14 protein-coding genes are annotated in these 13,268 nt (G+C 70.2%); 3 read left to right on the forward strand and 11 right to left on the reverse strand.

Going from position 1 to position 13,268, the window contains the following annotated elements; translation table 11 throughout:
* Positions 1–605: 605 nt before the first annotated feature.
* Positions 606–1,541 carry a hypothetical protein gene (locus FVE25_RS33685; protein WP_157251186.1) on the forward strand — a complete coding sequence of 312 codons (936 nt, stop codon included), beginning with the start codon at positions 606–608 and terminating at the stop codon, positions 1,539–1,541.
* A 292-nt stretch (positions 1,542–1,833) separates the two neighbouring features.
* Here the strand turns inward: FVE25_RS33685 and FVE25_RS33690 are convergent, their stop codons facing one another.
* From FVE25_RS33690 to FVE25_RS33720, 7 genes are all read right to left on the reverse strand, one after another.
* On the reverse strand, positions 1,834–2,331 hold the full coding sequence (locus FVE25_RS33690; RefSeq protein ID WP_157251187.1) for a hypothetical protein: 498 nt from the start codon (positions 2,329–2,331) through the stop codon (positions 1,834–1,836).
* 128 nt (positions 2,332–2,459) lie between these two features.
* Positions 2,460–3,353, reverse strand: coding sequence for a sigma-70 family RNA polymerase sigma factor (locus FVE25_RS33695; protein WP_157251188.1), 894 nt, complete (start codon positions 3,351–3,353; stop codon positions 2,460–2,462).
* Positions 3,354–3,363: 10 nt separating this feature from the next.
* Positions 3,364–3,750: an STAS domain-containing protein gene (locus FVE25_RS33700; RefSeq protein WP_157251189.1), complete on the reverse strand. Its 387-nt coding sequence runs from the start codon at positions 3,748–3,750 to the stop codon at positions 3,364–3,366.
* 42 nt (positions 3,751–3,792) lie between these two features.
* Positions 3,793–4,770, reverse strand: a complete 978-nt coding sequence (locus FVE25_RS33705) for a phosphotriesterase family protein (RefSeq protein ID WP_157251190.1) — start codon at positions 4,768–4,770, stop codon at positions 3,793–3,795.
* A gap of 60 nt (positions 4,771–4,830) precedes the next feature.
* Complete coding sequence (locus tag FVE25_RS33710) at positions 4,831–6,234, reverse strand: methionine--tRNA ligase (RefSeq protein ID WP_157251191.1); 1,404 nt, start codon at positions 6,232–6,234, stop codon at positions 4,831–4,833.
* A gap of 114 nt (positions 6,235–6,348) precedes the next feature.
* Complete coding sequence (locus FVE25_RS33715; RefSeq protein ID WP_219825743.1) at positions 6,349–7,593, reverse strand: APC family permease; 1,245 nt, start codon at positions 7,591–7,593, stop codon at positions 6,349–6,351.
* Positions 7,594–7,675: 82 nt separating this feature from the next.
* The gene (locus FVE25_RS33720) at positions 7,676–8,134 is read right to left on the reverse strand and encodes a universal stress protein (RefSeq protein ID WP_157251192.1); all 459 of its coding nucleotides are present in this window, start codon (positions 8,132–8,134) and stop codon (positions 7,676–7,678) included.
* A 76-nt stretch (positions 8,135–8,210) separates the two neighbouring features.
* Here FVE25_RS33720 and FVE25_RS33725 point away from each other — a divergent pair, with 76 nt between their 5' ends.
* A complete protein-coding gene (locus FVE25_RS33725) occupies positions 8,211–8,576 on the forward strand; it encodes a hypothetical protein (protein ID WP_157251193.1) in 366 nt (121 codons plus the stop codon).
* Here the strand turns inward: FVE25_RS33725 and FVE25_RS33730 are convergent.
* The 3 genes from FVE25_RS33730 to FVE25_RS33740 all read right to left on the reverse strand — a co-directional run bounded on the left by FVE25_RS33730 (position 8,537) and on the right by FVE25_RS33740 (position 11,458).
* Positions 8,537–9,187, reverse strand: a complete 651-nt coding sequence (locus tag FVE25_RS33730) for a DUF998 domain-containing protein (protein WP_157251194.1) — start codon at positions 9,185–9,187, stop codon at positions 8,537–8,539. The genes FVE25_RS33725 and FVE25_RS33730 overlap by 40 nt on opposite strands.
* A 148-nt stretch (positions 9,188–9,335) precedes the next feature.
* On the reverse strand, positions 9,336–10,508 hold the full coding sequence (locus FVE25_RS33735) for a low temperature requirement protein A (protein WP_219825744.1): 1,173 nt from the start codon (positions 10,506–10,508) through the stop codon (positions 9,336–9,338).
* A gap of 29 nt (positions 10,509–10,537) precedes the next feature.
* A complete protein-coding gene (locus tag FVE25_RS33740) occupies positions 10,538–11,458 on the reverse strand; it encodes an anti-sigma factor RsbA family regulatory protein (RefSeq protein WP_157251195.1) in 921 nt (306 codons plus the stop codon).
* Between the two features lie 180 nt (positions 11,459–11,638).
* Between FVE25_RS33740 and FVE25_RS33745 the strand changes: the two genes are divergently transcribed.
* Entirely contained in the window at positions 11,639–12,187 is a 549-nt protein-coding gene (locus FVE25_RS33745) for a DUF1707 SHOCT-like domain-containing protein (RefSeq protein WP_246267790.1), read from the forward strand.
* On the opposite strand, the gene FVE25_RS33750 is transcribed toward FVE25_RS33745, so the two are convergent.
* Positions 12,157–13,260, reverse strand: coding sequence for an aromatic ring-hydroxylating oxygenase subunit alpha (locus tag FVE25_RS33750; RefSeq protein ID WP_157251196.1), 1,104 nt, complete (start codon positions 13,258–13,260; stop codon positions 12,157–12,159). The genes FVE25_RS33745 and FVE25_RS33750 overlap by 31 nt on opposite strands.
* Positions 13,261–13,268 lie beyond the last annotated feature (8 nt).

Below are 13,268 nucleotides of genomic sequence, written 5' to 3' on the forward strand. Positions count from 1 at the left end.
GGGCCCACCGCCCATCCAGTCCCTCAACCCACAACCCGGCCCCAGCCCACCAGGTCTGGGCCCGGGTTCCCGTCCGGGGGCCCGGGTTCCGGTCCGGGGGCCCGGGTTCCGGTCCGGATCCGGGATCCCTGCCCACCCCAGTTGCCAAGCCCCGACCCGGCCCACAACCCACCCAGGCTCCCGGCCCACCGCCCCAGCCCGGCCAACCCGGTCCTGGCCCACAACCCACCAGGCACGATCCCGGTCCCGCTCCACCCAGGCCCACCAGCCCACCAAGCCCAGGCCACCCACCGGAGCCCGGCCCACCCACCCCAGCCCGGCGTCCCGGCCCACAACCCACCAGCCACGATCCCGGGCCACCCAGCCCACCAGATCCGGGCCACCCAGCCCACCAGGTCCGGTCCACCCACCGGAGCCCGGGCCACCCATTCAGCCAAGGGCGCGCGCTAGCGTGCGTGGGCAGGGGGCGCGCCAGCGTGGGTGGGCAAGGGCGGCGTGCGTGGGCAAGGGCGGCGTGCGTGGGCAAGGGCGTGGCGGCGGTCTGGGTTTCAGGGGGTCCTGGCCTGAGGGGAGTTCTGGGTGGGGGTAGGCGATACGGTCGGAGGATGACGATGAGCGACCGTTACGCCGCGGCCACGGTTGAGGCCAGTGACCTGTTGAGGTGGCGTTCTCCCCTGCGTGCGGAGTTGTGGGCCAGTCGGCTGGTCGCCGGGTTTGAGGAGGGCGAGGACACCGGGCGGGCGTTCGTTGAGCGGGTGAGCGGGGATCGGAGTCCGGAGGCGGCGCTCATGGCCGCGGCGCTCACCGCGGTCGGGGTTGCGGCTGCGGCGGGTACGGCGGGGCCGGGGTGGCTGGCCAGGATGGGGCGGGTCACCTGCGACGGGGCCTGGTATGGGCGGGGCGATGCCTTTGGGGAGCAGGTGCTGGGGGCCCTGCGGTTCCGGTATGCGGATGGCAAGGAGCCGCATGTTCTGGTGGTTGCCCTCGATCAGGTGCATGGGGGGATCGCGGTCGATGCGACCGTGGAGGAGCCGAAGTTCCTGGATGATCTGAGTCTCGGGGCGGAGGAGCCGGGGGTCGTCGCGGCGCGGGTTCTGGAGGGGCTGTCGTTGCGGGAGATGGTGCTGGATGCTCCGGCCGCGGACACGTTCGCCGCGGTTCGTGCGTTCGCCCGGGCTCGGGCGGGGGTGGTCCCCGGAGCGGGTTTCCACGCGGGTGGTGGAGCGGCCCTGCCTGAGTTGCCTGATGTTCCGGGGGCCGAGGAGGCGTTCGGGGTGCTGGCGGAGTTCGTCGGGGATCGGATCTTGTGGTGGAGTCCCGCGCGGGTGTCGGCCTTCTTGACGGCGTGGCTGCCTCGGGAGGCCATTCTCAGCGAGGCGGCGGTCGCGGCGATGCCCGAGGTGGTACGCGCCTGGACGCGGCAGGCCGGCGACGAGCCCGCCGTACATCGGCAGATCGACCTGGACGCCCCGGAACTACCGCGGCGCATGGCCGACGAGTCGCTGGCCGGGCTGCGCAAGCGGCTCAGGCTGCAGGGGTGACGTCTCCCACACGTGCGGCGGCGTGGACGGAGTTCTCATGTGGGGCGGCTATAGTGCACGTTGACATTTCCGCGGCCCGCGATCGGGCGACCTGAGGGAGATCTACACGATGTACAAGGAGTTCGCTTTGGAGGCCGTGGTCTGGGTTGTCCCGATCGTCGTGCTGATCGGGCTCGCTCTGATGATCACCGCCTAGGTCAGACGCAACACGGCGAGGGGTCGAACTGGTTCGACCCCTTTTTGTGGTGCCCGGACCACCGCCGCGCTGGATCGTTCTAGTGACGGAGCGGGGTCAGGAGTAGTACCTGTAGTGCACGACGGTGTTGACGCGGGTGTCCCAGCGGATCTCGCCGTCGAGGTAGCGGTCCCACAGGCGGTTGAGGCGGTTGGAGCGCACGGTGCAGGCGGCCCATCGGGTGCCGCGGGGGCTGATCTGGCCCACGTAGTCCCGGCACGAGCCCATGGATCGGCCGTTGACGCGGAGTTTGGCGGTCAGGCTCACGGAGTAGAGGCGCTTGCGGGAGATGTTCTTGATGCGGACCTTGACGCGGCAGGTGTCCTTGCACCGGCCCCAGTAGATCTTGGTGCGGATCAGGTGCCGCCTGGCGGAGGCGGCCAAGGGCGCGACCGTTCGCTTGGCGACGGTGGTTGCGGCTGTCTCGCCGGCCGGGGCGATGGCCGTCTTGGTGGCGGTGGTCGCCTTGCTGGCGGTGGCTGGTGGCGTGGTCAGGATCGTCGCGGCCACGAAAGCGGTGGCGAGGGCTAAGGCGCCGGCTAAGGGTCTGGTCACTATTCCCCCAGAAACTACGCGAAGGGCCGCTTCCCCCAGTTGAAGCGGCCAAGATACCTCGATTAACCACTACCCCAACCAAACCGTCAATAAATCCCGCTATACGCCCAAAAATCGTGACAAGCAGCTCATGATGCCCATGCCACCAATGGCTCACACTCACCCAACCGCTTAAGAGCCTGCTTCTCGAGTTGCCGGATGCGCTCCCTGGTGAGCCCGAGACGGGATGCTATTTCGGTATAAGTCTGCTTTGGAGCTCCAGCCAAGCCATACCGAAATTTCAGGATGAATGCCTCCCGGGCCGGAAGCGTGTCACATACCAGTGCCAAGTCCGCCGTCAGCGCCTGCCATTCCATCAGCTCGTCCACCCCCACCCCATCCGTTTCGGTAATGAGGTCGGCCATACTGGCATCCCCGTTCTCCCCCACAGCCAGATCCAGGCTCAGCGTTTCCTGGGCGAACGTGCGCAATGTCGCAATCTCGTCCAGCGAACGCTCAGCCGCTTCGGCAAGCTCGGCGTCCAGCGGCTCCCGCCCCAGATCGAGGGCCAACCGCCGCTCTATCCTGAAAAATCGGGAAACGTCCTCGGCCACGTGCATCGGCAACCGCACCGCCCGGCTCTTCTCATGAATGCCACGCTCGATCGCCTGCCGGATCCACCACATCCCATAGGTGGAGAATTTAAACCCCCGCCGGTAGTCGAACTTCTCCACCGCCCGGATCAGCCCGAGATTGCCCTCCTGGATCAGATCGAGCATGGGCAGCCCGCGATGCGCGTACCGCTTGGCCGTGGCGACCACGAGCCGCAGGTTGGCCCGGATCAGCTGGTCCTTGGCGGCCTCGCCGTCCTCCCGGACCTGCTCGAGCTCGGCCCCCGATGCCCCGCCCGCGAGCAGGTGCCCGGCGTACAGCCCGGCCTCGATGCGCTTGGCCAGCTCGACCTCGTCGGCGGCCGACAGCAGCGGCGTCCGGCCGATCTGGCGGAGGTACATGCCCAGCAGATCGGGCTCCTGCGATGCCATGCACCGGCGACTACCCGGTAAACGGCGGCGAATTCCCGTCGTCGCTGAGTTCGGCGATGGCCAGCTCGGCCGTGGGCCGGATGTCGAAGAACTTGTCCAGCGCCGTGATGGCGAACAGGTGCTTGCAGCGGCCGTTGAGCCCGGCCAGCAGCAGCCGCCCGCCGGAGGCGGTGACCGCCTTGTGGAGATAGACCAGGACGGACAGGCCCGAGGAGTCGCAGACGCTGACGGCCTGCATGTCGATGACGAGGGTGGGTGGCTGGGTGAGGTCGAGGGCTTTGGTGACCCGGTCGCGGACCTCGGCCGCCGAGCCGAAGTCGAAGTCCCCGGTCAGCCTCGCGATGACACAGGGCCCCTGAAGGCCCAGGCTGATCGACAAGGCTTGGTCCGAAGTCACCCAGCTCCACCTACCTGAGTCGCTCTTGCCGTCCCTGACACCCTACGAGAAGTAGCGGCTCGGGTTGAACACCAGCATCTGGTCGATCTGCTCGCCGGTCACGCCCGACTCGCGCAACGCGGGCAGGACGTCGTTGTGAATGTGATCGTAGCGCCAGTTGGGGGCGGCCGTCGTGAGGGCGTCATCCCACATCCCCCCGAAATAGTCCATGAAGCAGCCCGTGTCGTGGCTGAGCACCATCCGATCGGCGTAGCCCCTCCGGCACAAATCGGCAATCGTGGACACCCGCTGGGGTGTGGGGTTGTAGAAGTCCAGCCCGAACCGGTCCATGCCCAGCGTGGCTCCGGTGTCGGCCATCCGCATCAGGTAGTCGAGGTCGTTGCTGTCCCCGGCGTGTCCCACGACCACCTTGGCCAGATCGACGCCTTCCTGGCCGAACAGCTCGAGCGCGATCAGGCCGGACTGCGTGGTGGAGTTGGTGTGCACGGTGATCGGCGCGCCGGTCTCGGCGTGCGCCCCCGCGACCGCCCGGCAGATCCGCTCGACGCCGGGGGTGAGCCCGTCCGCCTCGACCACGCACTTGAGCATGGCGGCCTTGACCCCGGTGTCGGCGATGCCCACGGTCAGGTCGCGCACGAACTCCCGCGTCATCGGCTCCGGCACGTCCATGAGCAGCCCGGGCCCACGATGCCGGAACTGGTGGGGCAACTCGTGGTAGCTGTAGATGCCGGTCGCCACGATGATGTTCAGATCGGGTACGGCTGCCGCGATCCGCTGGATTCGCGGGATGTAGCGCCCGAGCCCCCAGACCGTGGGATCCACGAGGGTCCGCACGCCTTTCGCGGCCAGCGCGTTCAGCTTCTCGATGGCGTCGCCGACCCGGACCTCCTCGTCCCACCAGGCGCCCTTCCCATAGTTGTCCAGGTGTTCGGTGGACAGGACGAAGATGTGCTCGTGCATGAGGGTCTGGCCGAGCTCTGCGACATTCACGGGACCGCGGACGGTGTCGACGGTAGGCATGCGTACCTCCCATACCGGCTGGTCTGCCGGGCGACACGGTAGGCCGCCCTCCCCTGCACGTCAACGTCCCAGCCGCGCGAACAGCGGCCGTGGCGGCGGTAGCCGTACCCCTGCGACGGCCGCGTGCACCCGCGCCGCCGCAGTGGGCAGGAAGGGCGCCAGTTGTCCGGCCAGCGTCCGGCAGGCGGCCACGAGTGTGCCCAGCGCGGGCGCCGGATCGGCCTGTTGCCAGGGGCGCTCCCGCTCCACGTACTGGTTGGCCTCCTCCACGATCGACCACACGGCGCCGGCGGCCCGCCGGAAGTCGTAGCCGTCCAGCGCTTCGGCCACCGCGGCCGGCACCCCGGCGCCGATCACCGTCTGGCCGGGGTCCGGCACGTGGCCGTCCAGGAAGCGGTGAACCATGGTGACGACCCGGTTGACCAGGTTGCCGACGCCGTTGGCGAGGTCCTCGTCGGCGCGGGCGACCAGGCGGGCCTCGGTGAAGTCGGTGTCGCCCACCCGGGGCACCTCACGCAGCAGCCACCAGCGCAGCGCGTCCACGCCGTACCGGGCGGACAGGGCGGCCGGATCGGCGTTCACCCCGGACGATTTGCTGATCTTGCGCCCGCCGGCGGTCAGGTAGTCGTGCACGACGATGTCCGTGGGCAGCGGCAGCCCGGCCGACAGGAGCATGGCCGGCCAGTAGACCGCGTGGAAGCGGATGACGCCCTTGCCGACCAGGTGCGTCCTGCGCCCGTCGCCCGCCCACCACCGCCGGTAGGAGTCGTCGTCCAGGGCGGTGACGTAGTTGGCCAGCGCGTCCCACCACACGTAGACGACCTGGCCCGGATCGCCCGGCACCGGAATCCCCCAGCCGCGGGCACGCGCTGCGGAGCGGGAGACGCTGATGTCGCTCAGCCCGGCCTCCAGGAAGGCCAGCACCTCGTTACGGCGGGCGGCCGGCTCGATCCTGAGCCCGCCGCCACGGATCAGCTCCAGCAGCCGCTCCCGGTAGCGCGACAGCCGGAAGAACCAGTTGGTCTCGGCCACCCGCTGCAACGGCTCGGCATGGCCTTCCGGGCACGGCCCCTCGGGGTAGAACTGCTCGCAGCCCACGCAGTAGAGCCCCTCGTAGTGCCGCTGGTAGAGGTCGTGCCGGGTGGCCTCCCACAGCTTCTCCACCCCGGCCCGGTGGGAGGGGTCGCGGCTGGTGCGCACGAAGGCGTCGAACGACAGGTCCAGCGGCTCGCGCAGCGCGTGGAAGGCGGCGGCGTTGGCGTCGACCAGCTCGCGCACCGGCACGCCGGCCGCCTCGGCGGCCAGCACGTTCTTGAGGGAGTTGTCGTCGGTGCCGGTCTGGAAGCGCACCTGCCGGCCGAGCAGGCGGTGGTGCCGGGCCAGGACGTCGGCCTGCACGATCTCCAGCGCGAAGCCGAGGTGGGGGCGGGCGTTGACGTAGGGAATGGTGGTCGTGATGTACATCGGGAACCTCCCACGGGGCCCCGGAACGACGAAAGGCCCCGCGAATCGCAGGGCCATGCCGGTTAAACCCCGCTACGGGGCCATCATCACCGGCTGTCGTGTCATATCCCGATCCTACCGGAGAGCCGCCCGGTGGCGCAGGAACCACAGCAGAACGCCGACCGCGAAGACCGCCAGCCCCGCCACGACCGCCTGCCACGGCAGCGTGAACGCCAGCACCAGGCACAACACCAGCCCGATGACGGGTACGGCCCGGCGCGGGGCGCCCTCGCCGGCCCGCAGGGTGAGCGCGGAGGCGTTGGCGATGGCGTAGTAGACCAGGACGCCGAAGGAGGAGAAGGCGATGGCCCCGCGCAGGTCGGCCAGCATCAGCAGGACGATCACGGTGAGCCCGACGGCCAGTTCGGCGCGATGCGGCACCTGCCGGCCGGGATGGACCGCGTCCAGGAAGCCCGGCAGGTCCCGGTTGCGGGCCATCGCCAGCACGGTGCGCGAGACCCCGAGCACCAGGGCCAGCAACGCCCCGAGCGCGGCCACGGCGGCCCCGGCGGTGACGACGGGCACCAGCCAGGGCAGCTGAGCCGCCCGCGCGAGCTCGGCCAGCGGCGCCGGCGAGCGCCCGAGCCGCTCCGGCCCCAGGGCCTTCAGGGCGGAGATCGCGACCAGGGTGTAGACGGCCAGCGTGATGACCAGCGCGATGCCGACGGCCCGGGGGATCGTCCGGGAGGGGTCGCGCACCTCCTCCCCCAGCGTCGCGATGCGCGCATATCCGGCGAAGGCAAAGAACAACAGCCCGGCGCCCTGCAGAACGCCGGGAACCGTCCCGCCGCCCGCGGAGGTGACGGCCACCGGCGGAGGGGCCGAGGTCGCCAGCAGCCCGGCGGCGATCACCGTGCCCAGGACCGCCAGCACGAAGACGATCATGATCCGGGCCGCACCCGCCGAGCGCTGCACGCCGAGGAGGTTGAGCCCGGTCACCCCGGCAACCGCCCCGATGGCCAGTGGCTGGGCCAGCGCGGGCGCCACGTAGGCGCCGAAGGTCAGGGCCATCGCGGCGCACGAGGCGGTCTTGCCGACGGTGAAGCCCCACCCGGCGAGATATCCCCAGAACGGGCCCAGGCGCTGCCTGCCGTACACATAGGTGCCGCCGGACTCGGGATAGAGGGCGGCCAGGCGCGCGGAGGAGGTGGCGTTGCAGTAGGCCACGACGGCGGCGAGCGCGAGGGAGGCGAGCAGCCACGAGCCGGCGGCGCGGACGGCGGGCGCGAAGGCGACGAACACGCCGGCGCCGATCATCGCGCTCAGCCCGACCACCACGGCGTCGGTGGTGCCCAGCCGCCGGGCCAGCCTTTCGGCCACGTCGTCCTCCTCGAACCTCTCGTCCCGATGGAGAACTCTGCACCATCCGGCTGACACGTCGGTGAACGGACGGTGAAGCGGGCTACTCGTCCTTGGCCGGAGCGGGCACGACGAGCACGGGCCGGTCGGCGTGGTGCACGACGCGGTCGGAGGTGCTGCCGAGCAGGAGCGACTTGACCCCGCCGAGCCCGCGCGTCCCGGTGACGATGAGCGCCGCATCGACGTCGGCGGCCACGTCCACGATCGTGGACCAGATCGCGACCCGGTCGAGCTCGACGCGTGGCGTGGCGGTGAACCCGGACTTCCTGGCCAGTTCCGCGCCCTGGTCGGCCAGGTGCTGCATCGCCTCCCCGACCGCCTGGTCCTCGGCGGCGGTCAACTCGGGGGAGATGACCATGCCCATCGAGGCGTGGGCGGCGGTCATGGCCAGGCGTTCCCAGACGGTGAGGACGACCGCGCGGTCGCCCTGGAGCAGCCGACCGGCGGCCTCGATGGCGGCCTTGGCGTCGTCGGAGCCGTCGTAGGCAATCAGAATCGTCATTTGGGCCATCCCAAAATAGAGGTCGTCGATTCCTACCTGCCCTGTTTCACCTTCCGCATTCGGGTAGCGGATGTTCATGACAGTGACGAGATTCCAGGACCTGCCCCTCGCCGACCGGGAGCGCGAATGGGACGCCGCCGCCGCGGACAAGCGGGTACGCAGGTGGGCGGGGGCCGAGGACGAACCCAACGAGAAGTTCCGGCGCGCCTTTCTCTGGTACGACGCCGACGACGCCGACGAGTACGGCGCTTACAAGCTGCCGATCGCCGACGTCGTCAACGGTGAGCTGAAGGCGGTCCCGCGGGCGGTGATGTCCGCGGGCGGGGTCCTCGACGGCGCCAGAGGCGGAGTGAAGATCCCCGAGAAGGAGGTGGACCGGGTCAAGGGCCACCTCGCCAAGTACTACGACAAGATGGGCGACGTGCCGCCCTGGGACCGCTGAGCGAGCGACCGGCCGGCCCGGGACCGGTGGGCGAGCATCGAGAGCCCGATCAGCGCCAGCACCCCGAGCTCCGTGACCACGACCACGCGCTGGGTCAGCCCGGCGGGGATGTCGTCGTTGGCGAGCGGGATGCCGAACATGCGCACCACGTACGGAATCACGACCAGCAGCAGGGCGCCCATCGCGATCCCGCACAGCCACTTCATCGCCGGCGCGTACCGGATCCGCGCCTTCGCCAGAAGCATCCCCGCGACAGGCATCGCCAGGAACGCTCCAAGGGCCGCATACCGGTGGATGCCACCTGACAACGACAGCGGCACCCCGGGCCGGTCGGTCGGGAAGGCGCCGATGAGGAACATGCACGTCCCCCAGGCCACCAGCAGCCACACCACCCGCCGGTCGGCGCCCGAGCGCCGCAGCGCCTCGGCGATCAGCGCCGAGCCCGCGGCGAACAGGGTCAGCGAGGCGGGCAGCAGCCAGCCGCCCGAGGCCCACGCGTACTCGCTGATCACGCTGTGGAACGGGTCGAGCCCGGCCTCCGCGTGGAGGGTGAGCATGGCGCCGGTGCCGGTGCCGATGGCCGCGAATCCGCTGACGAGCAATGCCTTCATGGGTTCTAAGCTCGCGGAACGCGGCTTTCGCGAGTATCGGAGATCAACCCTAAGTAGCCCTGGTAGACCCCCTAATACCTTGGTCGGGGGCTGTCCGGGAAACCCGGGCTGACCTGGGCGGGGACAGACCCTGGTAGGGCCAGCCTCCTCAGGGTCGGGGTCGCCTGCCGTACCTGCGGGGGTCGCTCTTGCGAGTGACCTCGGTGATCACCACGAGCGCGGCCGTCACCCCCGCGATGACCGGCGCCGGCGCCGGCGTCAGGGGCGCCAGCAGGACCAGCAGGGTCGCGCAGAGGACGGCGGCGGTGTCGGCCGGGCCGTACCGGTGCGGGCGGATGTGCAGGAGCCAGACCATGAACAGGAAGACGGCCACCGGCACGGCGATCGTGTAGCCGACGCCGGCGGCCGACAGGTGGGCCTTGCCGGTGAGCTGGTCCACGGCGACTTCGACGCCCGAGCTCACCGCGCCCACGGCGGCGAAGATCAGGAAGTGGCCGTAGCCCCAGGGAATGGCCTGCCGGTTGGAGGTGAGCAGTTCGGCCGCGGGCGGGGCGAAGTAGATCCACCAGAGCGCGAAGACGATCACCAGGGCCGAGACCGACAGCAGGATCAGGCCGGGCTCGATGCCGCGCTCGCTGCCGGCCTCCTGCACGGCGATGGTGGCGGCCAGGATGTTCTCGCCCATCATGATCAGCGTGAACAGCCCGTAGCGCTCGGCGATGTGGTGCGCGTGCCACGGGGTACGGCCGGCGGACTCCGCCCAGACCGGAACGGCCAGCTCGATCAGGGCGCAGACCACGAATCCCGCCAGGAGCCACTCCCGGGGGACGAACAGCAGCAGGATCGCCCAGGCCACCTGGGCCGCGCCGATGCCCGCCGCGTACCGCAGCGCCGTCCGCCTGCCCTCAGGGTGCCCGGCGGCGGCGCGCAGCCACTGCGAGGCCATGGCCAGGCGCATGATGACGTAGCCGACCAGGAACAACGTGATGTCGCGTTCGGTGAAGGCGCGCGGCACCCCTGCGGCCAGCACGAGCACGCCGGACATCTGCACCAGTGTCGTGACCCGGTACCACCAGTCGTCCACGTCGTAGGCGGAGGCGAACCAGGTGTAGTTCATCCACGCCCACCAGATGGCGAAGAAGCACGTCAGGTAGCCGGTCAGCCCCAGGCCGACGTGCGCCTCGGACAGCGCGTGGTGAAGCTGACTCCCGGCGAAGGAGACGGCGACCACGAAGCACAGGTCGAAGAAGAGCTCCAGCGGGGTCGCCACGCGATGCGGCTCGGTCGTGTCGCGCGGGCGCATCGGGCGCAGGGCGTTCATGTGACGGGTGTACCCGGGCGGGGCCACGATCAGGTCATGGCGAAGTATGCCCGCACCACAGTGCCCCCGGCGTGGGTGTGAACCCGGACCAGGTCGCTGAGCAGGTTGACGATGAGCAGCCCGCGCGAGCCGGCTATGCGCGGATCGACGAGACGGCGACCGGCCAGCGGGTCGGTGATGTGCCCGGCGTCGCTGACCTCGCAGACCAGGTGCCCGTCGGCGATCCAGACGCGGGCCAGGCCGGAGCCGCCGCCGTGGTCGAGGCTGTTGGCGCCGAGCTCGGCGATCACCAGGCGCACGTCGTCGAGGCGGGTGCCGCTGAAGCCGGCCAGCGCGGCCTGGGAGGCGGCCAGCGCGCGGGCGGCGGCCAGGTTGGTGCGGTCGAAGCGCAGCGAGATCGCCGCGCTCGGCTCGGGGAAGGGCTGGTTGTGCCAGGTGATGACCTCGTCCGGCGCGTAGTCCGCGCTGTGGCGCTCGCCGGAGGCGTCGCGCAGCACCGGGTGGGTGCGGGTGGCCTCCTTCAGCACCTCGGGCGAGAGCCGTCCGGCGTCGTAGGGGCACAGGATCGTGGCCTGCCGGCCGGTGAAGGCGTAGTTGATCAGCGCTTCGTGCAGCGCGCACGCCGGGTATTCGAGGGCGGAGCGGCCGGGCCATATGGGTTCGCCGACGATGCGCACCCGCTCGGCCGGATGGCGGTCGGCGAACTCGGCCAGCACGGCCGGGATGATCCGCCCGGGATTGCGCCCGGCGTGGGTCATGTCGATCAGCATGACCCGGTCGGCCTCGCCCGCCAGCGCCGTTTCGAGGAGCGCCAGCCGTTCGGCCGGGACGGCCACCGCGACGGGTTCCACGCGGGCCAGCCCTTCACGCACGTAGGCCGTCACGGCAGCGACGTACTCCCGGTCGCCGCGGTAGAACAGCGCCGGATGCGTGAACGGGTCTGCCAGCATCACCTCACACGGTACTCCGGGGATAGGACTTCATGGCTTTCCGCTGGGTATCTCATGAGTGTGAAGAGAGTCGTGACCGTGCGGCGACCCCGCCTCCCCCGCCAGCCGCTTCCCCTCGATCTGCGTACTCCGTCGGGCCGGAAGCTCCCGTTCTGAACGCCGGAAACCTATGCTCAAGGCATGTCGGAATTGCAGATGCGCGTTGCCGACGTAGATCGGGATCGCACGGCCCAGCAGTTGCAGCACGCCTTCACCGAGGGCCGGCTCACCCGGTCCGAGCTCGACGAGCGGCTCAGCGCCGCCCTCACCGCCAGGACGTACGGCGATCTGCTCGCGGTCGTCTCCGACCTGCCCGGGCCGGCCCCCCAGGAGGAGACGGTCCACCTGGACGCGGCGAACGGCCACATCAGGCGCTCGGGCGACTGGGAGGTGCCGCGCCGGCTGCGCGTCACGTCGAAGCACGGCAGCGTCGACCTCGACTTCTCCCAGGCGCTCGTGCCGCATCCGGTGGTCGACGTGGAGATCGATCTCAAGTACGGCTCGGCCTGCCTGACGCTGCCGCCCGGGGCCTCGGCCAACCTCGACGGGTTCACCAGCCGGTGGGGGTCGAGCGGTTCCGACGTCGCGGGCCGGCCGCAGCCCGGCGCGCTGCACGTCAGGGTGAGCGGCTCGAGCAAGTACGGCTCGCTGAGCGTGCGCTATCCGCGCAAGCGCTGGTTCACCCAGTGATGGAAGGCGGAGATGTGGTGCTCGCTGGGCACCAGCACGCCGCCGTCCCGGTAGGCGCGTGAGGACATGCCGGGCTGGGTGCGTTCGCAGGCGTCGAAGTCCTGCTCGTTGACCCGGTGGAAGAGCTCGACGGAGTGGCTGAGGTCGGCGCCCGAGGCGACCACGTCGGGGTGGTAGAGCCAGTCGCACTCGACGATCGTGCGGTCGGCGGCCAGCGGGATCATCCTGTGCATGATCACGTGGTCGGGCACGAGGTTGATGAAGACCTGGGGCCGGACGGTGATGGCGTAGTAGCGGCGGTCCTGCTCGGCCGAGACGCCGGGCAGCTTGCCGAACCCGGCCCGGCCGTCCACGGTGAAGCCCTCGGCCCGTTCCGCGAACTCGGCGCCGTGGCCCACGTAGTACTGCGCCGCGTACCCGCCGGCGAACTCGGGCAGCACCGCGGTGAGCTCGGGGTGGATGGTGGCGCAGTGGTAGCACTCCATGAAGTTCTCGACGATGAGCTTCCAGTTGGCCTGTACGTCGTAGACGATGCGGCGGCCGAGGGCGAGCTTGTCGACGTGGTAGTGCTCGATGGCGGCGGGGTCGCCGAGGCGTTCGGTGGCGGCGCCGGTGACGCTCTCCTCGAAGGAGGGCGGTTCCCCGGCCAGGCAGAGCCAGGCGTAGCCGAGCCATTCGCGCAGGTGAACGGGGATCATGCCGTAGGCCACGCGGTCGATGTCGGGCATCTTGGCGAGGTTGGGCGCGGCCGCGAGCTTGCCGTCGAGGTCGTAGGACCAGGCGTGGTAGGCGCACCTGATGGTCCGTTTGACCTGGCCTTCCGGCTCGGCGCAGAGCCGGGCGCCGCGGTGCCGGCAGACGTTGAGGAAGGCGCGTAAGCCGTTGTCGTGCCCGCGTACGACGATCACGCTCTCCCTGCCGACCTGGATGGTCTTGAAGGCGCCTGGCCGGGCGAGTTCGTCGGTCCTGACCGCGCAGAACCAGAGGGCTTCGAAGATCTTCTCCTGTTCTCGGCGGAAGATCTCGGGGTCGGTGTAGGAGCGGCCAGGAAGGGTGGAGACCAAGCTCGACATATTCCCTC

Source organism: Nonomuraea typhae (assembly GCF_009760925.1).
Lineage (GTDB): Bacteria > Actinomycetota > Actinomycetes > Streptosporangiales > Streptosporangiaceae > Nonomuraea > Nonomuraea typhae.